At 51.2% G+C, this 26601-nt stretch carries 24 protein-coding genes and 1 other annotated feature; of the genes, 2 read left to right on the top strand and 22 right to left on the bottom strand.

What is annotated here, in order from left to right; translation table 11 throughout:
• Window positions 1–25 precede the first annotated feature (25 nt).
• The 8 genes from SE18_RS23100 to SE18_RS26970 all read right to left on the bottom strand — a co-directional run bounded on the left by SE18_RS23100 (window position 26) and on the right by SE18_RS26970 (window position 7558).
• Window positions 26–415, bottom strand: coding sequence for a YbjQ family protein (locus SE18_RS23100; protein WP_201783528.1), 390 nt, complete (start codon window positions 413–415; stop codon window positions 26–28).
• Window positions 416–417: 2 nt separating this feature from the next.
• Complete coding sequence (locus SE18_RS23095) at window positions 418–957, bottom strand: D-glycero-alpha-D-manno-heptose-1,7-bisphosphate 7-phosphatase (protein WP_054536830.1); 540 nt, start codon at window positions 955–957, stop codon at window positions 418–420.
• Window positions 958–1036: 79 nt separating this feature from the next.
• Window positions 1037–1567, bottom strand: coding sequence for a D-sedoheptulose-7-phosphate isomerase (locus tag SE18_RS23090; protein ID WP_054536906.1), 531 nt, complete (start codon window positions 1565–1567; stop codon window positions 1037–1039).
• A gap of 139 nt (window positions 1568–1706) precedes the next feature.
• Window positions 1707–2777 carry a serine/threonine-protein kinase gene (locus SE18_RS23085; protein ID WP_054536829.1) on the bottom strand — a complete coding sequence of 357 codons (1071 nt, stop codon included), beginning with the start codon at window positions 2775–2777 and terminating at the stop codon, window positions 1707–1709.
• Between the two features lie 9 nt (window positions 2778–2786).
• A complete protein-coding gene (locus tag SE18_RS23080) occupies window positions 2787–4031 on the bottom strand; it encodes a serine/threonine protein kinase (protein ID WP_054536828.1) in 1245 nt (414 codons plus the stop codon).
• Between the two features lie 9 nt (window positions 4032–4040).
• Complete coding sequence (locus SE18_RS23075; RefSeq protein ID WP_054536827.1) at window positions 4041–5276, bottom strand: serine/threonine protein kinase; 1236 nt, start codon at window positions 5274–5276, stop codon at window positions 4041–4043.
• 2 nt (window positions 5277–5278) lie between these two features.
• Entirely contained in the window at window positions 5279–6385 is a 1107-nt protein-coding gene (locus tag SE18_RS23070) for a glycosyltransferase (protein WP_054536826.1), read from the bottom strand.
• A 426-nt stretch (window positions 6386–6811) separates the two neighbouring features.
• Complete coding sequence (locus tag SE18_RS26970; RefSeq protein WP_201783527.1) at window positions 6812–7558, bottom strand: LysM peptidoglycan-binding domain-containing protein; 747 nt, start codon at window positions 7556–7558, stop codon at window positions 6812–6814.
• A gap of 175 nt (window positions 7559–7733) precedes the next feature.
• Between SE18_RS26970 and SE18_RS23060 the strand changes: the two genes are divergently transcribed.
• Window positions 7734–8393, top strand: a complete 660-nt coding sequence (locus SE18_RS23060; RefSeq protein ID WP_054536825.1) for a PspA/IM30 family protein — start codon at window positions 7734–7736, stop codon at window positions 8391–8393.
• Window positions 8394–8438: 45 nt separating this feature from the next.
• Here the strand turns inward: SE18_RS23060 and SE18_RS23055 are convergent, their stop codons facing one another.
• From SE18_RS23055 to SE18_RS23025, 8 genes are all read right to left on the bottom strand, one after another.
• Entirely contained in the window at window positions 8439–10037 is a 1599-nt protein-coding gene (locus tag SE18_RS23055) for an ABC transporter ATP-binding protein (RefSeq protein WP_054536824.1), read from the bottom strand.
• 17 nt (window positions 10038–10054) lie between these two features.
• On the bottom strand, window positions 10055–10306 hold the full coding sequence (locus SE18_RS23050) for a hypothetical protein (RefSeq protein ID WP_054536823.1): 252 nt from the start codon (window positions 10304–10306) through the stop codon (window positions 10055–10057).
• A 239-nt stretch (window positions 10307–10545) separates the two neighbouring features.
• Window positions 10546–10746 carry a transposase gene (locus tag SE18_RS28385; protein ID WP_201783526.1) on the bottom strand — a complete coding sequence of 67 codons (201 nt, stop codon included), beginning with the start codon at window positions 10744–10746 and terminating at the stop codon, window positions 10546–10548.
• A 535-nt stretch (window positions 10747–11281) separates the two neighbouring features.
• Window positions 11282–12214, bottom strand: a complete 933-nt coding sequence (locus tag SE18_RS23045; protein WP_160319541.1) for a TolB family protein — start codon at window positions 12212–12214, stop codon at window positions 11282–11284.
• A 62-nt stretch (window positions 12215–12276) separates the two neighbouring features.
• Window positions 12277–13881 (bottom strand): WXG100 family type VII secretion target, encoded by a 1605-nt coding sequence (locus SE18_RS23040; protein WP_054536821.1) that lies wholly within the window; start codon window positions 13879–13881, stop codon window positions 12277–12279.
• A 202-nt stretch (window positions 13882–14083) separates the two neighbouring features.
• Window positions 14084–15163 (bottom strand): adenylate/guanylate cyclase domain-containing protein, encoded by a 1080-nt coding sequence (locus SE18_RS23035; RefSeq protein ID WP_054536820.1) that lies wholly within the window; start codon window positions 15161–15163, stop codon window positions 14084–14086.
• A 76-nt stretch (window positions 15164–15239) separates the two neighbouring features.
• On the bottom strand, window positions 15240–17051 hold the full coding sequence (locus tag SE18_RS23030; protein WP_054536819.1) for an ABC transporter ATP-binding protein: 1812 nt from the start codon (window positions 17049–17051) through the stop codon (window positions 15240–15242).
• Window positions 17052–17203: 152 nt separating this feature from the next.
• A complete protein-coding gene (locus tag SE18_RS23025) occupies window positions 17204–18982 on the bottom strand; it encodes an ABC transporter ATP-binding protein (protein WP_054536818.1) in 1779 nt (592 codons plus the stop codon).
• A gap of 599 nt (window positions 18983–19581) precedes the next feature.
• Window positions 19582–19821 (top strand) — a binding site (T-box leader).
• A gap of 44 nt (window positions 19822–19865) precedes the next feature.
• On the opposite strand from SE18_RS23025, the gene trpS reads away from it, so the two are divergent.
• Window positions 19866–20852 (top strand): tryptophan--tRNA ligase, encoded by a 987-nt coding sequence (gene trpS / locus SE18_RS23020; RefSeq protein ID WP_054536817.1) that lies wholly within the window; start codon window positions 19866–19868, stop codon window positions 20850–20852.
• A gap of 232 nt (window positions 20853–21084) precedes the next feature.
• Here the strand turns inward: trpS and SE18_RS23015 are convergent, their stop codons facing one another.
• The 6 genes from SE18_RS23015 to rplS form a co-directional block, all read right to left on the bottom strand.
• Complete coding sequence (locus SE18_RS23015; RefSeq protein ID WP_054536816.1) at window positions 21085–22707, bottom strand: PD40 domain-containing protein; 1623 nt, start codon at window positions 22705–22707, stop codon at window positions 21085–21087.
• Between the two features lie 40 nt (window positions 22708–22747).
• Entirely contained in the window at window positions 22748–23947 is a 1200-nt protein-coding gene (trpB, locus tag SE18_RS23010) for a tryptophan synthase subunit beta (protein ID WP_054536815.1), read from the bottom strand.
• A gap of 10 nt (window positions 23948–23957) precedes the next feature.
• The gene (locus tag SE18_RS23005) at window positions 23958–24500 is read right to left on the bottom strand and encodes an SH3 domain-containing protein (protein ID WP_054536814.1); all 543 of its coding nucleotides are present in this window, start codon (window positions 24498–24500) and stop codon (window positions 23958–23960) included.
• Between the two features lie 50 nt (window positions 24501–24550).
• A complete protein-coding gene (locus SE18_RS23000; protein WP_054536813.1) occupies window positions 24551–25174 on the bottom strand; it encodes a ribonuclease HII in 624 nt (207 codons plus the stop codon).
• 64 nt (window positions 25175–25238) lie between these two features.
• Window positions 25239–25898 (bottom strand): class I SAM-dependent methyltransferase, encoded by a 660-nt coding sequence (locus SE18_RS22995; protein ID WP_054536812.1) that lies wholly within the window; start codon window positions 25896–25898, stop codon window positions 25239–25241.
• Window positions 25899–25979: 81 nt separating this feature from the next.
• On the bottom strand, window positions 25980–26336 hold the full coding sequence (rplS, locus tag SE18_RS22990) for a 50S ribosomal protein L19 (RefSeq protein WP_012187786.1): 357 nt from the start codon (window positions 26334–26336) through the stop codon (window positions 25980–25982).
• Between the last annotated feature and the right edge of the window lie 265 nt (window positions 26337–26601).

Genomic DNA, 26601 nt, shown 5'->3' with positions numbered 1-26601 from the left:
TGGCAATAGCTTGGCTGATTTTGAATTAACGAACTGGCTCAACGATGACAGCACTGCCATAGGCCAACACTTCAGTCACGCCAGCGCTAATTTCGGTGGCATCGTAGCGCATCGCAATAATCGCGTTTGCGCCTAATTCAGCGGCATGCAACGACATAATTTCAAATGCTTCGAGCCGTGCTTGCTCACACAGCTTCGACCAAATGGTAATGTTACCGCCGACTAATGTTTGAAATGATGCGCCAATCGTGCCAAAGACTGAACGCGAGCGCACCACAATGCCTCGCACAATCCCACGATTTTGCACCACCCGAAAGCCTGGCAAATCGAAGGTAGCCGAAATCATCCATGGCGGCACGATTTGAACGGTTGGTTGTTGTTGAAGATGTGGTGGTTGGGGTGATTGAGGTTGCATACTTACTCCTGCACAATCAGGTCGACCGCAGCATTAAGATTCGCTACCAGCATAGCATGGGCAGGCAAATCGTGTTGATGCTGTGCGCCATAACCAGTTTGGACCATAATTGCTGGCACGCCCAAATTGATGCCAGCTTGCACATCGAGCAGTTTATCGCCAATCATCCACGAACGGCTGAGATCGATCGCGAATTCTGCTTGGGCTTGCGCGAACATGCCCAAGTTGGGCTTACGACAGGCACATTCGCCAGTTACCTCAGGATGATGCGGGCAACAATACCAAGCATCAATATGCCCACCATATGGCTCTAGCAGTTCGCTAATCCGCCGATGCACTGCCTGCATATCCTCAGCGCTATAGTAGCCGCGGGCAATTCCCGATTGATTTGTCACCACTAAAACCAAAAAACCAGCTTGGTTCAAGCGGGCAATTGCTTGGCCAACCGTTTGCTCAAGTTGCACCAGTTCTGGCTGATGCAAATAATTAACTTCAACATTGATGGTACCATCACGATCAATAAATACAGCTGCTTGGCTCATGGTTAAATCTCACCTAAAAAACTTAATTAAAAAACGCAGCGATCATTCAATCGCTGCGTCGTTGCGTCGATCACGCCAGTTATTTGGCAAACAAGGCTTGCTCGGTCAGGTCGCATAGCAAGTGGCCAACGAGCATCGAAATTTCTTGCACCAAATAAGGCAATTTGAATGGCACGACCAAGGCATGATCGCACAATGGCAAAATCTTGCCACCATCGCCACCAAGCAAGGCCAGCACTGGGTTGCCCAACTCACGAGCCACTTCGGCAGCCTTGATTACGTTAACCGAGTTGCCGCTGGTGGTCAAACAGACCAGTACATCGCCTGGGTTCATATGGGCTTGAACTTGGCGCGAAAAGACTTGATCGTAGCCATAGTCGTTGCCGACAGCGGTTAAGGTCGAGGTATCGGTGTGTAACGCCAGCGCCGGAATCGGGCGGCGATCGATCAAATAGCGCCCGACAAATTCGGCGGCAAGGTGTTGGGCATCGGCAGCACTGCCACCATTGCCACAAAAAATAGCCTTATGGCCTTGTTGATAGCATGCGATCAACACATTGGCCATGGTATTAATCGTTGCTGATTGTTCGGCCAAGACCTGCTCGGCCATCGCAATATGTTCACGAAAACTTTTTTCAATATAAGCGCTGTAATCAGCCACAGATGCGACTCCTTCGATTTTAAAGCTCAAATACGCCAAGCATACCACAAAACCTTGCCCAGCGCAGATCACTACAATCAGAGGATTATTAGAATGATTGTCCGTAGAAGCAAAGTGCAGCTAAGGCGAGCACGATGAAAACCGCTGCAAAAACAATAAAGCGATTCACTGGATCTTCGATCCCGCTCGTTTCTTGATAGGTAATTTGCTGGGGTGCTATTTGTGGTTGCAAAATTTGCTGGGCTGAAACTGCGGGCTTGGTGGCAGTTGGTAAGGCAATCGTTTGCACTGCTTGGCGTTGCACGATCGTTGGTTGGCCAGCACTGCTCAGCAGCGCTTGATTGTGGTAGCCCTGCTGCAATTGGCGCAGTAATTGATCGATGCTTGCAGGCCGTTCGTGCGCAGCCAAAGCTAACGCATTATGTAATGCTACTGCAAAACTTGGCGCAATTGCTGGATTCAATAAATCAGCACTAAGTAACGGATCAGGCTGGCCGTTAATCAGACTACTAGCGCGGGTAAGTGCATCTGCTGGCTCACAATTGGTCAGCAAATGATAGAGCGTGGCAGCAAAACTATAGACATCACTGCGCTGATTGACTGGGCTAGTCGCTTGAATTTGCTCCAAAGCGGCATAGGCCAAGGTGTAGGCAACGACGCTTTGGGTTGAAGAAGCCCATTGCTTGGCCAAGCCAAAATCGATCAACATCAATTGGCCTTCTGGCGTGCGCACAATGTTTTGCGGCTTAATATCACGGTGAATCACTGGTGGCGTTTGATGATGCAAATAGCTGATCGCTGGTGCGAGTGCCTTGGCCCACGCCAGCACCACATCTGGCTCAAAGGCAGCACCGCGTTGGGCCAAAAGCGTGCCAAGATTCTCGCCCTCGATCAGATCCATCATCAAAAAAGCAGCATCGCCAACCCGCTGCAAATCGTAGACGCGGGGCAGGGCTGGGTGGCGCAAACGAGCCAGCAACTGGGCTTCACGCTCCAAATTGCTTTGAAAAACCGCATCCTGGCCGCGAAAGTACTTAATTGCTACCTGATGTTTGAGCTGTTGATCGAAGGCTGCATAGACCGTGCTCATGCCACCTTGGCCAATCAAGCGCAAAATGTGGTAGCGCCCAAGTAACGTTGACCCAACACCTAAACTCATAGCTTCTCCCTAGCCCAAAAATGGACACGATCCGATAACAATAATAATTAAAAGAAAGAAGATAACATTCACAACTTGGCTTGGGCTAATCCCATCGTCATCATCATCAAGTGCCGATTTAATGCGGCGATTGGTTACATCGCGGGCAATCATCCAGTGGGGATCATTCAGCGGACTCAATGAATTTGGCTCCTCGCGTTGCTCATATGGTTGCTCAAAGCGTGGAACCATCCACTGACCATAATTCAGCTGTTCAAGTGCCTTGGGCCGAAAAATTGAGCGGCGCTGTGGTGGAGCAGCCGGAGTTGAGGCTGGCGCAGGTCGTGGCTCGAAACGACGCGGTGGCGCATAACTCACGCCATCCGGCAGTTGGACATCAACCCGAATTGTTGGTTGACCAGCACTCGTGGTCGCCACCATAGGCACCGTGACCGTTGCGGTTTGCGCTGCTTGCAACAAATTCACCACATCACGAATGCTCGCTGGTCGTTCATGGGCGCGCAAGGCCAAACAATCCAGCAGCACCCGATCCAGCGCTGGCGTAACCGCGTTGTTCAGGCTACTCGGCATGGGTAAGGGATCAGGGTTGGCATAAATTTGCGCGCTGGCGCGCGTCAGGGCATCGACTGGCTCGCGATTCGTTAGCAAATGATAGAGCGTCGCACCAAAGCCATACACATCACTGCGCTGATCGAGCGTGGTCGTACCTTGAATTTGCTCCAACGACGCATAGGGCAGGGTGTAGGCAATCACACTTTGCTGACCAGTCGACCATTGTTTGGCCAAGCCAAAATCCAGCAAAATCAATTTGCCAGCGGGCGTGCGCATCACATTATGCGGCTTGATGTCGCGGTGAATCACGGGCGGCGTTTGCTGATGCAAATAGCTCAGTGGCTCGGCTAAGGTTGTCGCCCACGCCACCACCGTTGCTGGATCGAAGCCGCTGCCACGGTGGGTCAGCAATGTGCCGAGGGTCTCGCCCTCGATCAAATCCATGATCAAATAAGCATCATCGTGCTCGCGGCGAATATCGTAGACACGCGGCAAGGCGGGGTGCTGCAAACGAGCCAAGATTTGGGCTTCGCGGTCGAGATTGGCATGCAAGGCAGGATCGGAATTGCGAAAGTGTTTGATTGCCACCGGAGTATTCAATTGGCGATCAAAGGCCGCATAGACCGCGCTCATACCGCCTTGGCCGATGGCCCGCACGATATGGTAGCGCCCAAGCAAAATTGAACCAACTCCTAAACTCATAACCGCTCCCTAAGCGTAGATACCAAATGCCGCTAATACAATCAATATAATCAGGATAAACACAACATTCATTACTTTGGTTGGATTTTCAAGCTCCTCATCATCTAAGATTGCATTCATCCGGCTATTATTTTCTTGTTGGGTAACCATCCATTGCTGATTATTGAGTGGGCTGAATGGCTTTGGTTCTGCGCGATCCTCATATAATCGTTCGTAGCTGGGCATACTCCACTGCGCGCGGTTCATTTGCTCAGCAGCACTCCAACGGCGTTGGCGCTGTGGTGGAGCAGCCGGAGTTGAGGCTGGCGCAGGTCGTGGCTCAAAACGACGCGGCGGCGCATAACTCACCCCATCCGGCAGTTGGGCATCAACCCGAATTGTTAGCTGCCCAGCACTATTGGCCGCAACTAAGGGCACGCTCACCGTCGCTGATTGCGCTGCTTGCAACAACGTCACCACATCACGAATGCTCGCTGGTCGTTCATGGGCGCGCAAGGCCAAACTATCCATGAGCACCCGATCAAGCGCTGGCGTAACTGCATTATTCAGACTGCTTGGCAAGGGCAATGGGTCGGGGTTGGCATAAATTTGGGCGCTGGCACGAGTCAACGCATCAACTGGCTCGCGATTGGTCAATAAATGATAGAGCGTTGCGCCAAATCCATAGACATCACTGCGTTGATCAAGCGTGTTTGTGCCCTGAATCTGCTCCAACGAGGCATAGGGCAGGGTATAGGCAATCACGCTTTGCTGGCCAGTTGACCACTGTTTGGCTAGGCCAAAATCGAGCAAAATCAATTTGCCAGCGGGCGGGCGCATCACATTATGCGGCTTGATGTCGCGGTGAATCACCGGCGGCATTTGCTGATGCAAATAGCTCAGTGGCTCGGCCAAGGTTGCCGCCCACGCCACCACCGTTGCTGGCTCGAAGCCGCTGCCGCGTTGGGTTAGCAACGTGCCAAGCGTTTCGCCCTCGATCAAATCCATAATCAAATAGGCATCATCGTTATCGCGGCGAATATCATAGACGCGCGGCAAGGCGGGGTGTTGCAACCGCGCTAAAATTTGGGCTTCGCGGTCGAGGCTGGCATGCAAAGCAGGATCGTGATTGCGAAAGTGTTTGATCGCCACCGGCGTGTTCAGTTGGCGATCAAACGCAGCATAGACTGCGCTCATACCGCCTTGGCCGATCGCCCGCACGATGTGATAACGCCCCAACAATTCGGTTCCTGCTTGTAATAGCATACCTAACTCACAATCTCGTTATAGAGTGCTTCAATCTGATCGAGCATGCGCTGCGGACTGAAGGTGCTGCTTGCTCGTTGGCGGCCATTGGCCCCAAATTGCGCGCGCAAGCCTGGATTCTCCAACAGCACAGTGATCGCGCGGGCAAGCGCCGCAGGATCGGCTGGTGGCACAACAAACCCAGTTTCGCCATGGGTGTTGACAAAGCTTGTGCCGGTGCCCAATTCAGTGCTGACGATTGGAATGCCAGCAGCTAAGGCTTCGAGTTGCACAATTCCAAATGCTTCTGCTCGTAAATGGGATGGTAGCACAAATACATCGGCAGCGGCATAGTAATTTGGTAAGGCTTCATCCGGGACTTCGCCAGCCCATACAATACGTTCGCTAATCCCCAAGCGTTGCGCCAAATCGCGTAGCCTTGGCTCTTCGGGGCCAATGCCAACCAAAAATAACTTGGCATGAGGAATTTTTGGCATGGCCTCAAGCAGATAGTGCAAGCCTTTGTAGTGGCGAAAACGCCCAACGAACAACAGCATGGGCGCGTCAACCTGCGCACGCAAGGCTTGGATTGACGCATGATCAAGTTGATTAAAGCGCTCGCTATCGACGCTCAGCGGAATAACTCGACATTTGGCAGCGTGCGGTGCCAGCCATGGCGAAGTCTGAATATACTGCGGGCTAGCGGCAATAATCCGATCGGCGGCGTTCAAGGTGCGGGTTAGCAATGGCCGATAGAGTTGCAATAAACGGCGTTGGCGCACAATATCGCTCTGATAGGTAATGACCAATTTGGCCTTGCCCCGCCGCAGCCAATAGAGCAGATCGCCAGGTGGGAAGGGATGGTGCAAATGGATAATATCGGCAGGCACGCGCCAACTTAGCGGCAGGCTCATTGGGCTAATTGGGGTTGAGGCTTTGCGCAACCATTGGGCTGCTTTGATCACTGCCACGCCATTGCGGCGCTCAATCTCGGTTTTAGGATAGGTATTGCTGACCGCCACCGTAACTTGATGGCCGCGCTCGGCCAAGCCCTCGGCAACCACCCGAATATGGTTTTCCATCCCACCGAGCACCGGAAAATAATCTTTATACACGTGAAGAATATGCATGAAGGTTTGTATGCTCTCGCTGAAAGAATCGCTACGAGCATTATAAAGGATGAAGGATGAGGCATGAAGGATGAAGTCAAAATAAGAACATAGAACACAGGTATTAGGCTATAGGTTATAGGCTTTTGGCTATAGAAAGGATAATCCAGCAAATCTGTGTCAATCTGTGGCTAGACCATAAAATCTTTCGTGTAATTCGTGGCGAAAAATTTAACGCAGAGGCGCAGAGAAACGATGGTTATTGGCTGGTGGCTCTGGGCTGGCACGATTATAATCCCTATAATCTGTGCCAATCTGTGGCTAAACCATAAAATCTTTCGTGCAATTCGTGTAATTCGTGGCTAAAAAACTTCTATGTTCTTTGTTCTATGCTCTTTTACTGCGTGGATGCCAGCAATAACCAGCATCCACGCAGCAAATTATAGTTTATTCGGGGATGATAAATTCTTGGCCAACGTGAATCACATCGGGGTTGGGAATGCGGTCGCGATTGGCTTGATAAATGCGTTTCCACTGCATTTCATCGCCATAGAAGCGTTGGGCAATGGCACGCATCGTATCGCCAGAGCGCACCGTATAAGTTCGTTGGGCTGGCAGCGGGGTGCTAGCATCGGGGATAATAAACTCTTGGCCGACGCTAATCACATCAGGGTTATTGCCGATAATTGCCTTGTTGGCCTCATAAATGCGGCGCCATTGGGCTGGATCGCCATAAAAGCGGCCTGAGATTTTGCCCAAGGTATCGCCACCTTGGACGGTATAGCGTTGTTCAGCTTTGGCAGCTGCTTCGGCTTTAGCAGCTGCTTCGGCCTTGGCGGCTTCAGCTTTAGCTGCTTCAGCTTTGGCGGCTTCTTCGGCCTTGGCAGTTTCTTGAGCTTTGCGCACTGCCTCGGCAAGCGCGTTGCTGGTAGCGGCGGTTTGGGCATCGGCCTTTTCGCGGGCCTCTTGCGCCTCTTTAATTGCATTCATCGCACTAGAGACAGACGATGAAGCTGCATCTTCTTGCTTCTCGTGCAGATCATTCAAACGCTCACGGATTTGACCAATTACATTCCCTGGCGCAGGTGCGGCGGGCTTAGCTTCGGCTTCAGCACGTTCGCGACTTTGGTCAATCGCATCCTTCATCTGATCAGCCAAATTACCAAAAAAACCCTTTTTTTCCTTGTCGGCCATAGTTCAACTCCTTTAGCAAGCGATTGTAACTGAGGCATGTATAAGCATTATAGATGCCAACGAGCACAATGCAATGGTGCATCCTTGCATTTGCTCTTGCAGATACGGTATGCTTAAGCAACATTCTGAGCAGTGACACGTACTATGCAACAGTAGTCAGTAGGAGCATTACACAATGTGGACACGCATCAAAACGATTGTACGCGCTTGGTTGCATGCCTTGTTTGATCGGGCCGAGAACCCGGTGACCATGGCCGATGAATATATTCGCCAACTTGAAGCTCAATATGGTGAGGCCAAACGGGCAACTGCTATGGCCATGGCCCAAGCAACCCGCATGGAGCAAAAGCGCGACGAAAATCGCAAACAAGCTGATGATTGGGAACGCAAAGCCACCAATGCCCTCGAACGCAACGACGAACAGTTGGCCCGTGCAGCCTTGGAACGCAAGCGCCACTTTAGCGCCGCTGCCAGCGAATATGCAACCCAATCGGAAACCCAAAGCGCGCAAGTTAAGGATTTTCGCAATGCAATTGCCCGCTTGGAACAGCAAATTGGTGAGGCCCGCGCCAAACGCGATTTGATCAAAGCCAAAACCAGCCGCGCCACGTCGCAAGAAGCCGCCACCAGGGCACTGCAAAATATGCAAGGCTCAGGCGAATTAGGCGATCGCTTAGGCGCGATGGAAGAACGAATCGACGATCGTTTGTACAAAGCTGAGGCAATGGCCAAATTGGAGAGCAATTCGCTGGAAAATAAATTCCGCGATTTGGAGCAAGAAACCTCGCTCGAAGCCGAATTGGCTGCGCTCAAGGCCAAAGTTAATCAAAGCTAATTGAATGTTTGCCAAGCCCGCTGTTTGATAAAGCTAGCGGGCTTGTTATTGGGTGCCAGCCAACACATCGGCAACGCTTAGCCAGCCAAGTTTGGGAAACAATTTGCCAACTTGGGTCGAAAATAGCAGCGAATCACCCAACACCACTTGCGGCGTACCCTCTACCACGACTTCGCCCTCGCCCAGCAAAACCACCCGCTGCGCACAGAGCGCCACAAATTCGACATCGTGAGTTACAACGATAATCCCATGCTGCTCGCTGGCCAAAGCTTGCAAAAACGTAGCGAGCTGCTGTTTGGCGGCGTAATCCAAGCCTCTAGTTGGCTCATCGAGCAAGAGAATTTGTGGTTTGGCAACCACAATCGCGGCAAATGCTGCTCGCTGAGCCTCGCCACCAGACAGATCGCGTGGGTGGCGCTCGCGTAGATGCAGCAAATTCAAGCGTTGCAAGGTTTGTACAATTTGGCTTTGATCAATTGCCTGATCATGATTTTTAAGTGTCCACGCAAGCTCTTGCTCTAAACTAGGGTGAAACAAGATGTCGCTGGGGTTTTGCGGCACAAAGCCAATCTGCTGGGCAAGCTGCTCAACCGCACGATTGGCAATTGGCTGTTGCTGCAACAACACGCGGCCTTTGGTTGGTTGCTGCAAGCCGACCAAATGGCGCAACAAGGTGGTTTTGCCCGAACCATTGCGGCCCATAATTGCCAGAATTTCGCCAGCATGCAAGCGCAGGTTGACATCCCGCAAGGCTGGTTGTTCGGCATAAGCGGCATCTATGGCTTCGGCGCGTAATAATTCAGCGCCCAACGTTGGGGTTGTTGGTTGTTTTGGTTGCGCATTAATTGGCTGTTGGCGCACGGCAGCGCGGCCTTGTTTGATGGTTAATGGCAATGGTTGCCAGTTGAAATGGCGGGCAACTTCGACCAACGGCGGGGCAAACGGCATCTGGGCTAGAACGGTGCGCGGCACATCAGCCAGCGCAATCTTGCCAGCATGCATCCACACAATCCGATCGACATATTGCACCACCCGCTCTAAGCGATGCTCGGAAAGCACGATCGTCAGGCCCAAATCGGCGTTGAGCTTTTGCAAGGCGGTCAGCACTTCTTCTGCAGTGTGGGGGTCAAGCTGTGAGGTTGGTTCATCGAGAACTAAAATCTGCGGCTGCACGGTTAATGCGGCGGCAATGGCGACCCGTTGGCGCTCGCCACCAGAGAGACTGGCCAAGGAGCGATGGCGCAAATGAGCAATTTCAAGCTGATCGAGTGCTTCTTCAATGCGGCGGCGCATAGTTGCTTGGGTTAAGCCAGCATTTTCCATGGCAAACGCCAATTCATCCTCGACAATATCGACCACAAATTGGGCATCGGGGTCTTGAAAGACAAAGCCAACGTATTCAGCCAAATCGCGCGGCGTATAGTGGCGGGTATCGCGGCCACAAACGGTTAATTGGCCTTGCCATGTGCCGCCATGAAAATGAGGAATCAGGCCATTAATTGCCCGCAGCAAGCTTGATTTGCCGCTGCCCGACGCGCCACATACCAGCACAAATTCGCCTTCGGCGATCTGCAACGTACAACGATCAAGCGCTGCACTTGTGGCTTGGGGATAAAAATAGCGTACCTGTTGAAAATCAATCACGCAGCGCTCAATCCAGCTTAATCTTTATCACGATAGCGATCAACCACGGTTGGCGTTTCGCGCCCACTTAGCACATTCACAATATCGTAATCGCGCTGGCGATTGGCAATATCGTCGTTATAGCGCTTGACCTTGCGATCAAATTCGTCATGCTCCCAATTGCGCTGGGTCTCGTTATCCCAACGGCGGCGCAAATAAATTGGCCCGACAATCAAGATTAAGCCACCAACGATCATTGTGAGGGTCAAGCCAATCATAAATCCATTCATGGGTACAACCTCCTAGCTTGAATTATACCATTGTGATCGACGGATCAGGGTTTGATCCACAAAGGACACGAAGAACAAGAAGCTAGAAACCGCGAAGCACGCGAAGGTTAAGTTTTTTCGACAGATGGAACTATCAAGTAGTTTATGGATTTCGCCCCATTACTCCGGAAAGCGTCCGTTAACGAATGGCCAATTGGTTGCGAATGCGTGCCCAGCTCGGCGACGTGACCATTTTGCGGTTATATCGCGGTTGACAAGGTACAACAGTTTCTGCACCGACGCCACCGTCGGGAATGACCCTTGGTTTTCGTCACCTTGCGCAGCTGGCGGTTATACCCCTCAACGGCATTGGAGGTGTAGATCAGCTGCCGAATATCGGGCAGATAGTCGAACATCGTCGCCAGATCCTCCCACGCTCGCTCCCAACGCTGCACGGTCATTCCACCCCACATAGGTCAGGCTTTGCCTGATCCATGATGGTCGCGAACAGGCTGGCAAAATCCCTTCTTTGCCGAAGAAATCCTTGAGCGAGATGGCTGTCGCCAATTCCTGTTGCACGCGCTCAACCAACGGCATGGAGGGATGGAGCGGCGTGGATAGGGCTGGTTAGTCGGCGGTCGCTGGTGCTGGCGTTGTGGCTGGTTTGTATTTTGTGCGTGGCATGGTATCCCCTTCCAAGCATATACTAGAAATGCGCATGCTGGGTGGTGGAAGCCGAATACACACGCTATTGTACAGTCTCTAACGATGCCCTGATCAAGCCAAGCCAGCCCACTATAATCACCGAGGTTTTCCGTTGGCTTAGCTAATGGTTGCGGTGTGTATGGGAGTTGTGGACGCTGAAGTATTCCTACAGGAAATGAGCATCAGCGCCATCCACCAGAGCGCAATCAACTTTCTTATGAATCGCATCATCGCTCTTCTCCGCTCTCTGATAGCAGGTCGTGTCGCACACGCCGCGCTGCTAGTTGGTTGTCACTTCACGAAGCCTGAAACATCGACGGTTATTACATAATCATTGGGTGCAAACTCAGCTGGTTTCCGCCAAATCACAGCGATCTGTGTGCCATCGGGCGACCACGCAGGCCATTGATAGTCGCCAACAGTATTGGTGAGTTGCCGCCATTCCGCAGTGGTAGGATTGACCAACCAAAGCTGATTATCGAAGCCATCGAAGTAGCCAATGACGACCAGCCAGCGACCATCAGGTGACCACTGCAACCCAGCAATACCGCGTAGCTTCGTGCCAATTTCGCGTCGATTCGAACCATCGCTATCCATAAGATACAGATTTGATCGGACGTTCCATAAGGCTCCGAAGGAGCCAGCAGTATCAGGTGAACCGATCAGGGCAATGGTTGCGCCATCAGGCGACCAAGCGACGTATTGACAGATGCCAAGGCCCACATCAAGTGGCTCGTGGCCAGTGTCAGCAGACCACCAAAAAAGCCGCGACTGGAGATAACCGCCATCGGAGAGGATGGCACGCTGCATGTCGGGGGCAAGACTGAAACGAAGATGTTGACTGAGATCTTGAGGCATGGCAGGCTGCAAGAGCGGCGTAAGCGCATTCGTGGTCGGATCAAATTGCCATAATCCAAACTCACTATCAGCTGCCCCAGTTTTAAGATTTGGATTTGACTGCTTGGTGCGAAAGCCTAACAGGCCGTTGGGAAGGCGTTGGGGCAGGTAATAATCGGTGTATTGAAATTGCTTATCTTCAGGGATCGCAAGTCTGGTCGTTGAGCCCGATTCCAGATTGATCCACCAAAGTTGTTCTAATTCGGGAGGTTGAAGGGTGCTTGCCTGAAGAACTAAACCTTGATCAAGCCATGCAAGACCAGAATAGCTTCCTGCGGGAACCGCTAATTGAGTGGGTGTAATGGGCGTTGTAGAAATGTGAGTCATAGGAATTGCCTTCGTGCATCCAATAATGGTTAATAAAAAAGCTGAAAGGATAAAAAGTCGTTTCATTTGGCACTTGTTCCATCACTTAATGTATATGATCCATCTGGATTCATGCGGGTTCCCGCTGCTGAAATCAATCGACCTGTAGCAGTTGTAACAGTTCCATCTGCCCTAATAATCGTGCCATCAACTAACCGTGCATCCCCATTTACCTTAATAATCGTTCCATTATCCAATTGAACTTCACCACTAGGATCAATCTTGATATGTGGCAGAGTTGGAATAAGCCCATATTCAACTGCTTTGGACATATAATAGGTATTGCCATGCGTCATGACAACATTCCATGGTTCAGTTGGTATGCCTGCTGGGGGAAAGAGTGGCATATGGGGCGGTTGTTTGGGAAAAGATAACGGGGGTGTTCTAGAATCGGTATACATATCGATTCCAATCACATTTTTTGGATCAAAGAACCATGAGCCTGTTTGATCAGGAACAACAAAATCTGCTGCTTCTCCTCCTATCTCTTTACCTATTGGGGTTACGTTTGGTAACCATATAGCATTCAAGATCTCTTTAACTGGCAAATCCTTCCCAACATAGCTATCAATAATAAAATCGCTGATTGTTGTGGTAAATTGGGTTCCTTCTTGGGCAATAGTTCCACCAATGTCCTGACCAATTCGTGAGCTATAGCGATTAACAAACACATCTCCACCTCCCTCATTGCGGGCAATAAAGCGGTATAGATTGCCATAGGCTACGAATTGTGGGATAAGATCGCCTGCAGCTGTGCCAGGAACAGGAACACCAGCCCGTAAGTTTGCTGCATCTGAGCCATAATTTACCCCCATTTGTTCAGCCATTGCCCAATATGGGATGAGTTTTTCTTCTGCTAAACCCTTAGATTGATGCAAAAAGAACTCTTTCCATGCAAATGCTGCCCCAGCACAATCGTTAAACCCTGGAGGGATAATACCTTTTGATTTATGTAATTCATAGCCATTTTGAATTGCTTCTAAAACCCCTGCATCGGCCCACGAAGCCCATGTGCCTGGACCCATATGCCCAAGCGCCGATGATTCATCGAAAAACGCAATAATATCTTGAATGTTATGAAAAGAATTTGGAGAATCTATTTTTCTTTCTAAGGCTTCGACCCATTGAATGCGTTCAGGGGCGGTGAGCATTTCAAATTCAGCGAGGGTTAAGTCGAAACGAATTATGTTGCCAGCAGCATCGAATACTGGCCCACCTGGTAGTTTTGCGGCGCCTAAACGTGGTGCAGGCGGAGTTGTGCGTAAGTTAAAAAGTGTATCGAAGCCTGCACCTAAGGCTGCGGCAGCGATGTCGATCCCACCATCAAAATTGGCTCTGAAGAGCGCCGCCGCAGCCTCTTCGGCATTCCGCATGCCTGTGTGAATTGCGATGGCAACATCGCGGGCGGTTTCAAGCGCTTCGCGTAAGCGCTCAAACGCTGGTTCAACCTCTGTTTGATATCCATGGAAAAAGCTTGTCGCCGCTGTGCCACTCCAACCATGTTGAAGTTGGATCACCGTGCTTTGAAGCTGCTGGCGCAGCGTGAGCACCATTTCAGCTTTGGTTTGGAACCGCTGGGCAACCTGAAGAAGCTGGTTGTACTTCACCAGAATAATTGGGGTAGCCATATGCTCTCCCGTTGGGTAGGTTGATAGCGTGGATGCTTCTCTCTCGGGGTTGAGGATTGCTAGAATGGGTGATGCTGCATCCTTTGCCAAAAAGTATACGCCATGTGATATACAAAAACCTCACTCGTATGGGGGATTTTGGCTTTTAAATAACAAACCCTTCTCAGTTAAATGAGAAGGGTTGCCTAACAATAATCTACTTTTAATTGGTATGCTGGAGCCGCACAACGCTAAATGGCAGATCATCAAGCCCACGCAAAATCAGGGTTTCGTTGGCCAAATCAGCGGGCAAGATTTCAGCCACGCCTGGCGCTTCGAGCACTTGCTGGGTTACTACTAACTCTGCATAGTTGGCGCTTGATTGTACCCGCGCTGCTGCATTGACGGTCGTACCAAAGTAATCAAGCCGATCATTGAGCGTGACGGCAAGTGTTGGGCCTGCATGGACGCCAACTTTGAGCGTTAAACGTTCATCATCGGCTAGTTGGCGCTCGCGGTTAAAGGCTTCGATTGCCGCCAAGGCATTTTGGCCAGCCTTGACCGCCGCCGCACCATCAACAAACACTGCCATAATTGCATCGCCAATGGTTTTGACGACTGCACCACCTGCTTGATTGACCACATTAAATAAGATGTTGAAGTGTTCGCGCACCAAACTATAGGCCCGTGGATCGCCTTTACGGGCATACAAGGCGGTCGAGCCGCCAAGATCGGTGAACATCAAGGCCGCCCATTTGATCTGAAAGCTCTCGCCGTCGGGCAATGGCTCGTCGATAAATAAATCGCGGAAGGCCTGCACCGTTAGCAATTCATGCGAAGTCGTTACGCCCAAACGGTGGTCGGTGGCTTCGCGCCATGCTTCATTATCGATGCCTGCTGGCAAACTGCGCACCCGTTCAGCCACTGAGAAGGTCACATGGATGCCATCATCGAGCTTGGCTTGGAAATCGTCGCGGCACATTGCGCAATATTGTTTTGAATGCGCTTGGGTCAATTTATCGAAGGCATGGGCTTGGTAGCCACAATAAATACAGCGCGCTTCCCAATTCAGGTCGAATAGCCCAACCTGCACCGCTGCTGCCATCATTTGCAAGCCCGCGCGGCGCGAGAGCCCAACTTCTTCGGCCAAATAAGCCGGATTAAAGCGATAGAGCATCGCGCCTGGAGCTGTATCGACCATGCTCGCTAAGGCGTTGCGAACCGTTTCGTCGATGCCGTAATTTGCCAATTCTGCTACCAACGTGCTACTTGATGGTGAATGTTGTGCTTCATCTAAAGCCATAGCATAGCCTCCTAGATACCTATGAAATTGTAGCACGCTCTTGCTACTATTGGCAGTGTTAAGCATAAAATATGTGCTAAACGCTTCGGGCTGCGCCCCGTGATTCGATGTAGCTCAACGATTGATGGCGGAAGTAGGTATCGTATAAATCGGCGTAATGCCCGCCCTGATCCATCAGTTGCTCATGGCTGCCTTCTTCGATGATTTGGCCTTGGTTGAGCACAATAATGCGGTCGGCTGAGCGCACAGTCGAAAGTCGGTGAGCAATCAGAATCGCGGTCGAGCGCGAGAGAATCAGATCCATCGCTTGCTGAATTTGGGTTTCAGTAAATGGGTCGATGCTCGCCGTAGCTTCATCTAAAATAAAGATTGCTGGTTGTGCCGCCAAAACCCGCGTCAAGGCCACCAATTGGCGCTGGCCAAGCGAAAGTTTGTTGCCGCGCTCGCCAACTTGCGATTGCAAGCCTTGGGGCAGGGTTTCGAGCCATTCGCCGCCACCAATTTGGGTCGCCACCGCTTCAAGCTCTGCATCGCTCAGATGTGGCGCTGCATAGCGAATGTTGTCGGCAACCGTGCCATCAAACAAAAATGGAGTTTGAGTCACAATCCCCAATTGTTGGCGATAGCTGTGCAAATCGAGCGAGCGAATATCGTGGCCATCGACCGTGATTTTGCCAGCCTGAAACTCGTAAAAGCGAGTAATTAACTTGGCGATGCTCGATTTGCCAGCGCCAGTATGCCCAACCAAGGCAATGCTTTCGCCTGGTGCAATTGTGAGGCTAAAATCATTGAGCACTGGCTCTTTGCGGCCATAACGAAATTCCACATGATCAAACACAATTTCGCCGCGCAAACGCTCGGTGGTCTGCTGATCGGTTTGTTTGACGCTATGCTCTGCATCAATCAAGGCAAAAATCCGCTCGGCAGCGGCCAAGCCAGCCTGAAATTGGCTCCAAAAGGCCGAAATATTCAGCAAAGGAAACCAAAAAAGGTCAACCGAACGCACAAAAACATACCAAGCAGCCAAGCTAATCGAGAGATCAATAACCGACAAACCGCCCCAATAAATCAGCGCCGCCGTGCCAAAGCCCGAAACGACATTCAGGGTTGGAAACACATTCGAGAGCACAAAACCGCGCCGCAGGTTAACCCCATATGATTGCTGGTTGATCTCGCTGAATTCGCCGTAAATGCGGGCTTCTTGGCGAAAATTTTTGGCAATGCTAATCCCAGTTACGGCCTCTTGAATTGAGCTATTGACCTCGCCCAAGACCTGAAAACCTTTGCGCGTAACGAAGCGGGCCAAGCGTCGGAAGCCCAAAGCTAAACCAATCACGATTGGCGTAAAGCCGATAATGCCCAAACTGAGCGGCACCGAAACGCTGAGCAAATAAATCAGCAAGGCGATGACGGTCAACACCTGGCTAACAATTTCGATGATTAGGCGGGAAACTTGGGCAAACTCTTGGGTATCCGAGGTGATGCGGCTGATAATTCGGCCAGAACGCAGATCATCGAAGAACGAAAGATCATGGCTGATGGCTGCATTAAACGCATCGTTGCGCAAGGCGCTAATCACATCGGCCACGATTTTGGCGGTTAGGCGTTGGCGCACCCAGCCCATGGCCCATTGCAGTACGCCAAATACGACCCCGCCACTGGCCAGCAACCAGATAATATTCCAATCTGGGTTGGCCTCGCCAATCCGTTGCACTGCTTGGGCCACCAAAAATGGCGGCACGGTGTTGAGCAAGCCCAAACCACAGATCAGCAGCACTGTCCATAATGCGGTGCGCCGATGCGCCCGAAAATAGCTCAGCATCCGCCCCATTAATTCGCGGTCGCCATACTGGCGATCATAATTTTCGGTATCTAATCCTGCAAACATAAGCACCCTTTTGAAAGTCAAAAGTCAAAGGTCAAAAATCAAAATAGGTTTATTTGGCTAGAACACCACTTTGGTTCTTTACCAAGGGTTAAATATTTGGCTTCTGGCTTTTAATATTGAAAATCAAAGGCCAAAAAATTAAAATAGGCTGATCATAGTTTTGCCTTTTGACTTCTGCCTTTTGATTTTTCAACGAAGATTGCCCGATAGGCTTCGGATTGCTGCATGAGATCTTCGTGGGTGCCAACGGCGCTAATTGTGCCTTTGCGAATCACGATGATCAGGTCGGCCCAGCGAATTTGCGAAAGCCGATGGGTAATCAAAATTGTGGTGCGATCTTGCGAGGCTTGTTCAATCGCTTGTTGAATTCGATCTTCGGTCGCGCTATCGATCGCGCTGGTCGAATCATCAAGCACCAAAATTGTCGGATCGGTCAAAAATGCTCGCGCTAAGGCTAAACGTTGGCGTTGCCCACCAGAAAGCGTCACGCCGCGCTCGCCAATAATCGTATCGTAGCCTTCGGCCAAGCGCCCAATAAAATCGTGGGCCTGGGCAGCCTTAGCGGCTTCGATAATTTGCTTGCGGGTGGCGTTGGGCACGCCAAAGCCAATGTTATCGGCGATTGAGCGCGAAAAGAGGAAAATATCTTGCTCGATGATTGAGATTTGGCGGCGCAAGGCTGCTAAATTCCAATCGCGCAGATCAACGCCATCGATCAAAATTCGGCCAGATCGGGCATCGTAGGTGCGGTTGAGCAGCTTGGTCAGCGTAGTTTTGCCAGCGCCAGTTTGGCCAACTAAGGCTACGGTTTGGCCCGGCTCGATCCGAAAACTCACATTTTGAATTGCATCAACATCGCTGTGATAGCCAAACGCCACGTTTTCAAAGACAATTTCGCCGCGCATTGGCTCGGCGTAGCCTTGGGCATTTTCGTCTAACTCAGTTTCAGTGGTAATTAATTCCAAAATCCGTCGCCCGCCAGCAAGGCCGCTCGAAAGCTGCGAGTAGGCAAATTGGGCGGTAAAGGTGGGGAAGCCAAAGAGCAACAATAAGCCATTGAACGAAACTACATCGCCAACGCTAATCAGACCGTTGCGGAAAAGAATCAGGCTATGGATAAAGCCTAAGCCTTGGCCCAAGCCCAGCAACAGCACTGGCAAAAAGACCGCTTCCACATTACCTTGGGCAACAAACGCATTGCGCCATTTCGTGACCGCAGCCCGAAAACGGGTGCGTTCGCGTTCTTCTTGGGCGGTGGCTTTGACGGTTTCCACGCCGTCGATTGCTTCGGCCAAGGTGGCGTTCAATTCGCCAAAACTGCCGCGCACAGCGGTGGTTACGGGCTTGAGTTGGCGTAAATAGTGCCAAACCAACAATCCATAAAAGACCAAATAGAGAATCGGCACAACCAGCAGTTGCGGGTGCGGCGAGGCGATTAGCGGCATAATTAAGAACATCGCTGAGCCAACCACCAAATTGACCCCAGGATTGAGCATCAGGTTCATTTCGCGCACATCGTTGGTGGCGCGGGCCATCACATCGCCAGTTGGTTGGCTATCGTGAAAGGCCATGCTTTTGCCCAATAAACTGGTGTAGAGTTCATCGCGCACATCGCGTTCGAGCCGTTGGCCAATTACTTCTGAGGAGAAATTGCGCAAGAGCTGCACAAACGCCCGCAAGAATTGCCCGCCAACAATCAGCAACGCCGCCCACCACAAGCCGTCTTTATCGCCAGCTTTAACAGCCTCGAAGGCTTGGCCAGTGACGATCGGCACTTGCGCGGCAAATAATGCGTTGCCAAACGCCCCGATAAACAGCCCGATAATCCACCAAAGATTGCGCCGCGCATGCGACCAAACCCAGCGTACTGGCGTTGAACGATTGATCTTCCACGATCGTTCAACCACAAACTCACTATTCGAAAGCGCCATGAAATCCCTTTCCAGTTGGAAGCATCTGCTCAATATTCTACCATTGAAACAGGTTTGCTATCCCCGCCTTATGACCGATTGCACATAAGCAGATAGATTTTGGGGGTTGGTTGTTAGGGACTGGGACGATAGAACATAGAGCAAAGAGCATAGAACATAACCCAAGAAAAGCAAAAGTCAGAAGTCAGAAAGCAAAAGTCAGAAATTAGGGCGAGGATTTTAACGCAGCGGTGCAGCGCGATAAAAGGATGAAGGATGAGGGATGAAGGGCTATTGACTTTGGGATTGTAGGAACATCATCCAACAAATTTGTGCAATCTGTGGCTAAAAGATCTTCATTCGTGCAATTCGTGGCTAAACAATTGAGGCTATAGGCTATAGGCTTTGGGAAGGTAAGAACCTAATCACAACAATCTGTGGGAATCTGTGACTAAAAAGCCTTCGTGCGCTTCGTGTCCTTCGTGGATCAAAAAACTTAACCTTCGTGCTCTTCGCGTTCTTCGTGGTTTCAAACTAGCCCCTGAATCCTGACCTCTCGCTCAATCCTTCGACTGATTGACAAGCATGCTGCTGCTGAATACAATAAGCGCCACAAATTGAAAACGACGTTGACGCGGAAGAGTAAGCAAAAGCGCACTTGTCCAGAGAGTTATCCCTTGGCTGCGAGGATAATCAAGCTGACTTTGCTGAATGGGCCGCTGAGTTGCTCACCGAATCTGGGTTGCTGCCCGGTAGTAGGCTGAGCCGTGATTGCCTCCGTTAGCGGGCTACGAGCGCGTAACTATTGAGTTGCGAATTCGGGTGGTACCGCGAGAATCAAGCCGTCTCTCGTCCCGTATGTGGATCGAGAGACGGCCTTGTTTTAGTTTAGCGGAGGATGATCATGGCTGCCTTACCACGGGTCTTTTCTGGCATTCAACCATCGGGCAATTTGCACCTTGGCAATTATTTGGGCGCGATTCATACTTGGGTGCAAGAGCAAAACCAATACGATAATTTCTTTTGTATCGTCGATTTGCATGCGATTACCGTGCCCCAAGATCCAGCAGAGTTGCGCAAAAACGTGCGTGATTTAGCTGCACTCTATCTTGCAGCAGGTATTAGCTTGGAGCATGCGACAATCTTTGTGCAATCGTATGTGCCCGCCCACGTTGAGCTTGGCTGGATTTTAAATTGCCAAACGCCCTTGGGCTGGTTGAATCGCATGACCCAATTCAAGGATAAATCGCAAAAGCAAGAAACTGTTGCCGCTGGTTTGCTCAATTATCCAACGCTGATGGCTGCCGATATTTTGCTTTACGATACCCAAATCGTGCCCGTCGGCGATGATCAACGCCAGCACATTGAGCTAACCCGCGATATTGCCGAGCGCTTCAATCATCTTTATGGCGAGACCTTTGTAATTCCCGAGCCGCTGATTCGGCCTGTGGCTGCGCGGGTAATGGGCTTGGATGAGCCGAACCAAAAGATGAGCAAGAGCAACAAAGCCGCCAATCATTCGATTCCCTTGCTGGGCGATTTAAAGGCGACGCGCAAAGCGATTATGCGAGCGGTTACTGATTCTGGCAGCGACATCAAATTCGACGAGAAGCGCCCTGGGGTGCATAACCTGTTGGGTATTTATCAAGCCTTGACGGGCAAGGATAAAGCGACTATCGAGGCTGAGTTCGAGGGCCAAGGCTATGGCAAGCTCAAAGGCGCAGTCGCTGATGTGGTGCTGGCAACCTTGGAGCCGTTGCAACAACGCTACAACGAGCTAACCGCTGACCCCGCTGAGCTTGATGGGATTCTCAAGCGTGGAGCCGAGCGCGCCGCCGAAGTTGCCAATGCCACCTTGTTGCGCGCCTATCAGCAACTTGGGTTGCGTTAATTCGCAGGGGTCTAAGATTTTTTAACCACGAAGGACACAAAGAGCACGAATGTTGGGTTAGTTGGAAACTTGGAATATCTGTGGATACCAAGAAATAATTTAACTAAGCTTTGCGTTCTTCGTGTCCTTCGTGGTTAAAAACTTCTTCATCTTTTTACGGCATCCACTCCGCTGGCTAGAGCCAAAAGCCACTAGCCAGCGGTTCATCCTTCATCCCTCATCCTTCATACTTTTACGGTAGCCACTCCACAATTGAGCCATTCACAAAGGGGGCTGGGGCTTTGCCAGAGCCAATTTCATAGATAAACGAGCCTTTGCCAATTGCCTCGTAGGTAACATAGCGTCCATCGGGCGACCATTTGCCCCAAACGCGCACTTCGTAGGAGTCGGCACTGCTTGGTGGTGCAACCAATTCTTTATCGCCAGTATCTGCATTGATAATCAGCAACGAGCCATCGCTATAGTTATCGAGCATATACCACTGGGCATCGGGTGAAATGCCGCTGAGATAAAAATCGCCAACCTTTTGTAAGGTTTCTACCTCGCCTGTAGCTGGGTCAAGCAAACAAACTCCCCGATCAAACGTGCCAGGATCACAAAAATCGTCGTAAATGATCTTGCTATCTTTGTTCCACCAAGCATCGGCGGTATAGACGGTAGCGATTTTAGTTTGATCGCTGCCATCAGCCTTGATCGTATTCAGTTCAATTGCATCTGCGCCAGTCATAAACATGAGCGTTTGACTATCTGGTGCCCAGCTTAATGGATCGAAATCGATCATGCCAGCGGTTGTCAATTGCTTTTCGCTATTGTTCGCAACATCATAAACATAAATATTTTGGTCGTCCTTGGTTTCAAAATCGATGTCGCTGGTGACGAAGGCAAATTTGCTGCTATCTGGTGCCCAGTTCAAACTTTGGGGTGAAACATTTTGCAATTCCATGGCGCTGCGCACGTTTGAGCCATCGCCATTGGCGAGATAAATGGTTGTTTTGGCCCCGTCACGCACATAAAAAGCCATCGTTTTGCCATCAGGCGACCAGCGCAAAAGATCGCTGTAGTAGTTGTAGTCGCCAAGATCGAAGGGCAAGACCACGCCATCATTCAAGGTTTGACGCACCAAGTTAAAGTTTTCGAGATAAAACAGGCTGCCGTTGAGATCGGTTGGCACGCTGCCACCAGCCGCTTGGGTTGGTAAATCGCTTGATTCGTTGGTTGGGATTGGCTCAGTGGTCGCATTGCCACTGGCTTGGGTTGGCTCGCTGGTGGCGGTTGCTTCAACTTGGGGATTAGCAGCGGTTTCCTCGGTTGGCTTGGCCAAATTGGTTGGCAACGGCGTCCAAGTTGGCGCACTGGCCAGATTGCCACTATTGCCACCATTCGAATCTTTATTTGCAAGGAAATATGCGCCAGCGCCGCCCGCCACCAATACCAATGCCAAACCACCGCCAATCAACCAGCGGCCTGTTTTGTTTGGTTTGGCAACTGGTGGTTGGTAATTCGGTTGTTGATAATTCGCTTGGTTATTGGGCGGATATTGCGGCAAGGCAAAATTGGGTTGGGTTGATGGCTCTTTGCCAAAACCACCGAGATTGCTGGTCGGGCCAGGGTTTTGGTAATTTGGCAAATTGACCACTTGGGTTGGTGGATCGTTTAATGGTTGAGTGCCGCTACGCCGTGGCGCATACGGCGAATCATCGCTTGTATTGCTAGTTGGCAAGGGCTGCGAGCCAAAAACGCCACTGCCAAGGGCTTGGGTCGATTGCCCGGTTTCTGGTTGGCGCGAGCCACATTCGGAACAATAGACCGAGCCATCGGCCAGCGCCGCGCGACAAACCACACATGCTTGAGCCATAACTACTCCTTACACACTGGCCTCATCAGAAGCCGTTACGCTACATTTGCACTCCCAAGACATCTGCAACGGTGAAAATATCTTTATCGCCCCGTCCCGACAGATTAACCAAAATGATGCTTTCTTTGCTCATGGTTGGAGCTAAGCGTACAGCTTCAGCAATCGCATGCGACGATTCCAAGGCTGGAATAATGCCCTCGGTGCGGCAGAGCAATTGAAAACCGTTTAACGCTTCTTCGTCGGTGGCATAGGTATAGAAAGCCCGTTCTTCGTCGTGGAGCCAAGCGTGTTCTGGGCCTACAGCAGCATAATCGAGGCCAGCAGAAATGCTATGGGTATTGGCAATTTGGCCATCGCTATTTTGCAATACATAGGAGCGTGTGCCTTGGAAAACGCCCAAGCGCCCGCCAGCAAACCGCGCTGCATGGCGACCTGGCTTAATGCCATGGCCACCTGCTTCAACCCCACGCAGATCAACATTTTCGTCGTTGATAAAGGGGTGGAATATGCCAATCGCATTGGAGCCGCCGCCAACACAAGCGATAATCGTATCTGGGAGTTTGCCAGTTGCTGCTAAAATTTGCTCGCGGGCTTCGATACCAATGATGCTTTGAAATTCGCGCACCATCAGCGGATAGGGGTGGGGGCCAAGCGCCGAGCCAAGCAAATAGTACGAATCTGGGTTGCTGACCCAATCGCGCATGGCTTCGTTAACTGCATCTTTGAGCGTTTTGGCCCCAGTGTTCACGCCGCGCACATCGGCGCCTAGCAAGCGCATGCGAAAGACGTTGGGCTTTTGGCGCTCCATATCTTCGGTGCCCATATAGACCACACATTGCAGCCCAAGCAAGGCACAAACTGCTGCCGTCGCCACGCCGTGTTGGCCTGCACCCGTTTCGGCAATAATTCGTTGCTTGCCCATGCGTTTAGCTAAAAGGCCTTGACCAAGCGCATTGTTGATTTTATGCGCACCAGTGTGGGTCAGATCTTCGCGTTTGAGCCAAATTTGTGCTCCGCCAAGCTCTTCGGTTAAGCGCCGTGCAAAAGTCAGCGCGGTTGGGCGGCCCGTGTAGGTGCGGTGCAAATGCGCCAATTCGGCTTGAAACTCAGGGTCAGTCCGAATCCGTAAGAACGCCTCGGTTAGTTCCTCAATTGCTGCGACTAAGGTTTCGGGCACATAGCGCCCACCAAAATCGCCGTAGCGGCCATTTAACTCATCAAGAACAACGTGATCAGTCATAGATCTTCCTTTAGCGTGCTTGGATAAAATCTTCAGCGACCCAGCCTTGACCAATTGCCGATTCGATCAGCCACCAGGTGTAATCATCGCCTGAGCGTGGCCCATCGACGATCGTAATCACTTCGCCTGGATCAAGCGCCCCAATCGGTTCGCCTTGGATGCTTGGGTCGGGCCGGATGCGCACTTGTTCGAGTGTAATCGCCTCGCCGCCAATTTCCAACACCAATTGGGTTGGCGTTGGCGGAGCTGGAGTGGCAATTGCAAATGGCGGGAAGGTTGGCGAAGCAGTGACTGGGGTTACCGTTACCATCACAACTAACGGCGTTGGTTGGGTACTCAAAACGCCGCGATCGCGTAAAAACCAACCGCCAGCCAGCCCAACCAACAACAGCGCCGGAATCAAAAAATAGAGGAAATTTGGCTTTGGTTTCGGTGGGCCATTGACAATTTCGTCGTAGCCACGCTTATAATCGTGGTAGGTGTGATAAAACAATTGATTCAGCGTGCCTTCTTCTGCATCACGCCGTCCCTGATCATAATATGGCGAGGGCATAGCAACACTCCATAAAAGCCATGGTTTAGTATCATTCTCTGACGATTTTGTCAATCAACAAAGGCCGCAAGCGGCTTGAACGAGCGTCGATGCAGCTGGGTTGGGCCGTGCGCTACCAAAGCTTGTTGATGTTGAGCCGTGCCATAGCCTTTATGCGCTGCCCAGCCATAACGAGCATCACGCTGATCATACTCGTGCATCAAATTATCGCGATAGACTTTGGCCACAATCGAGGCCGCCGCCACCGAAATGCTGACTGAATCGCCTTTGGGCAGCGAGCGTTGCAATAAAGGCAATTCTGGCAGTTTAACCCAATCAATTACCAAGCCATCGGGCAAGGCTGGTAGGCTCAAAACTGCATGCATCATCGCCCATTTGGTGGCAACCGCAATTCCAAATAAATCAATGAGATGGGCTGAAACCACACCCAGCCCAATCCCGCTGGCCAAGTGGCGAATGCGTAAGGCCATGGCTTGGCGGGCTTCGGCGCTCAGCGTTTTGGAATCGTTGATGCCTGCTAAAGCTGTTGGATCGCGCAGCAAGGTTTGGGGAAACATCACTGCCGCCGCCACCACAGGACCAGCCCAGCAGCCACGGCCAACTTCATCAACGCCTGCAACGAGCTGCGCGCCCTTATTCCAAAGTTGTTGTTCTTCGTAAATTCCAATTGTCATAGCTTGGTTGTTGGGGTCTGAGGATCGAGGGCTGGGTTGTATCAGCCCCTGATCCAGTCTCATATCAATTAATTAATGGTTGGTTGGCTTTTTCGGCGATAAATAGTTGGACTTGCGAGCGCCCAACCTGCTTCATTCCACTGCTGACGCGAAAGCCTGCTTCGTGCAAACGCTGAATCCGTGGGTCGAGTTGGCTAGTTGGCACATCGGGGTTGGTCTGTCGCCCAAACACAATCCGATAGATCAAGCCAATTACGATTGCATAGATGCCATTGGGAATGCTGCCACCATCGACAATATACAGTTTGCCGTCAGCGGTGAGCACGCGCTGAATCTCGGCCAAAGTTCGGCGATCAAATAAATAGGGCGCTGGAAAGGTCGAAAGCACTGCCGCCCAACTGCCATCGGCGTAGGGCAAGGCTTGGGCAACTGCGCGCACCAAATTGGCTTGGGCTGCACGGCGACGGCTCAAAGCCAGCATTTGGCGTGATTCATCAAGGCCAACAGTTAAGCTAGATTGCGTTTGGCGGGCTTTTTGCACATAGCCTGTGCCACAACCAAGCTCTAGCAATGGTTGATCGGCAATTTCGGGCAAGGCCGCCAAGACCCATTGGCTCCAATAGCCCTGCGACATGAGCCAGGCTACCAGATCGTAGCTAAATGCGCCTTCGTGATAAAAGCGCTCGAAGGCCCAAATAACCAAGCGTTGCATTCGTTGCAGCATTGCCAAAGCTCCCAAAAATACAAACGCGAGTGCAGGCTTGGCCCACACCCGCGCAGGGTTTTGCAGCTATAACGAAAACGATTAACCGCGGCGTTCTTTGATCCGAGCGGCTTTACCGGTACGACCGCGCAGGTAGTACAGGTTAGCTTGGCGAACTTTACCAGTCCGCACCAGCTTCACGCCGTCGATGCGGGGTGAGTGCAGCAAGAACGTCCGTTCAACGCCAATACCGTGTGAGGCAATCCGGCGCACGGTGAAGTTTTCGTTCACACCCATGCGGCGGCGGCGAATCACGACACCTTCAAAGTCTTGAATCCGTTCGCGGGTACCTTCAACAACCTTGACGCTAACGCGAACCGTGTCGCCAACGCGGAATTCTGGCACATCTTTGCGCAGATATTCGTTTTCAATTTCGTGAATGACGGGAGCCTGTTGCATTGCTCTGCCTTTGCATTTCTAACGCGTAGAGCCGTATCTCTCGGCGCTGGTTGAATAACTAAATTTCATTGGCATACAGCGGATACGGTCGCTGGACAAACAACAAGCGTGTGAAGCTTCACACGCCGTTTCTTTTCGTGCCAATCAATTGACCGCGCGATTATAGCATAGCTGGTTAGTTATGGCAACTGCGTGAGAGACTGGGGTTCGGGTTTTGGGGATTGGGGATTAGCAACCGCGAAGTTCACGAAGGGCGCGAAGGTTA

It is taken from the genome of Herpetosiphon geysericola (genome assembly GCF_001306135.1).
GTDB lineage: Bacteria > Chloroflexota > Chloroflexia > Chloroflexales > Herpetosiphonaceae > Herpetosiphon > Herpetosiphon geysericola.
Note: the sequence above shows the minus strand (reverse complement) of the source record. Positions and strands in the feature narration are given on the sequence as shown.

What these genes read in the sequence shown, in the direction of transcription:
- rplS (WP_012187786.1), bottom strand. Translation starts at nt 26,336, where the DNA reads ATGCAACAGGCTCCCGTCATTCACGAAATTGAAAACGAATATCTGCGC.
- SE18_RS23075 (WP_054536827.1), bottom strand. Translation starts at nt 5,276, where the DNA reads ATGCTATTACAAGCAGGAACCGAATTGTTGGGGCGTTATCACATCGTG.
- SE18_RS23035 (WP_054536820.1), bottom strand. Translation starts at nt 15,163, where the DNA reads ATGGCTTTAGATGAAGCACAACATTCACCATCAAGTAGCACGTTGGTA.
- trpB (WP_054536815.1), bottom strand. Translation starts at nt 23,947, where the DNA reads ATGACTGATCACGTTGTTCTTGATGAGTTAAATGGCCGCTACGGCGAT.
- SE18_RS23040 (WP_054536821.1), bottom strand. Translation starts at nt 13,881, where the DNA reads ATGGCTACCCCAATTATTCTGGTGAAGTACAACCAGCTTCTTCAGGTT.
- SE18_RS23045 (WP_160319541.1), bottom strand. Translation starts at nt 12,214, where the DNA reads ATGACTCACATTTCTACAACGCCCATTACACCCACTCAATTAGCGGTT.
- SE18_RS23015 (WP_054536816.1), bottom strand. Translation starts at nt 22,707, where the DNA reads ATGGCTCAAGCATGTGTGGTTTGTCGCGCGGCGCTGGCCGATGGCTCG.
- SE18_RS23060 (WP_054536825.1), top strand. Translation starts at nt 7,734, where the DNA reads ATGTGGACACGCATCAAAACGATTGTACGCGCTTGGTTGCATGCCTTG.
- SE18_RS23005 (WP_054536814.1), bottom strand. Translation starts at nt 24,500, where the DNA reads ATGCCCTCGCCATATTATGATCAGGGACGGCGTGATGCAGAAGAAGGC.
- SE18_RS23085 (WP_054536829.1), bottom strand. Translation starts at nt 2,777, where the DNA reads ATGAGTTTAGGTGTTGGGTCAACGTTACTTGGGCGCTACCACATTTTG.
- SE18_RS23000 (WP_054536813.1), bottom strand. Translation starts at nt 25,174, where the DNA reads ATGACAATTGGAATTTACGAAGAACAACAACTTTGGAATAAGGGCGCG.
- SE18_RS23050 (WP_054536823.1), bottom strand. Translation starts at nt 10,306, where the DNA reads ATGAATGGATTTATGATTGGCTTGACCCTCACAATGATCGTTGGTGGC.
- SE18_RS23025 (WP_054536818.1), bottom strand. Translation starts at nt 18,982, where the DNA reads ATGGCGCTTTCGAATAGTGAGTTTGTGGTTGAACGATCGTGGAAGATC.
- SE18_RS23095 (WP_054536830.1), bottom strand. Translation starts at nt 957, where the DNA reads ATGAGCCAAGCAGCTGTATTTATTGATCGTGATGGTACCATCAATGTT.
- SE18_RS23100 (WP_201783528.1), bottom strand. Translation starts at nt 415, where the DNA reads ATGCAACCTCAATCACCCCAACCACCACATCTTCAACAACAACCAACC.
- SE18_RS23090 (WP_054536906.1), bottom strand. Translation starts at nt 1,567, where the DNA reads ATGGCCGAGCAGGTCTTGGCCGAACAATCAGCAACGATTAATACCATG.
- SE18_RS22995 (WP_054536812.1), bottom strand. Translation starts at nt 25,898, where the DNA reads ATGCTGCAACGAATGCAACGCTTGGTTATTTGGGCCTTCGAGCGCTTT.
- SE18_RS23070 (WP_054536826.1), bottom strand. Translation starts at nt 6,385, where the DNA reads ATGCATATTCTTCACGTGTATAAAGATTATTTTCCGGTGCTCGGTGGG.
- SE18_RS23080 (WP_054536828.1), bottom strand. Translation starts at nt 4,031, where the DNA reads ATGAGTTTAGGAGTTGGTTCAATTTTGCTTGGGCGCTACCATATCGTG.
- trpS (WP_054536817.1), top strand. Translation starts at nt 19,866, where the DNA reads ATGGCTGCCTTACCACGGGTCTTTTCTGGCATTCAACCATCGGGCAAT.
- SE18_RS26970 (WP_201783527.1), bottom strand. Translation starts at nt 7,558, where the DNA reads ATGGCCGACAAGGAAAAAAAGGGTTTTTTTGGTAATTTGGCTGATCAG.
- SE18_RS28385 (WP_201783526.1), bottom strand. Translation starts at nt 10,746, where the DNA reads ATGACCGTGCAGCGTTGGGAGCGAGCGTGGGAGGATCTGGCGACGATG.
- SE18_RS23030 (WP_054536819.1), bottom strand. Translation starts at nt 17,051, where the DNA reads ATGTTTGCAGGATTAGATACCGAAAATTATGATCGCCAGTATGGCGAC.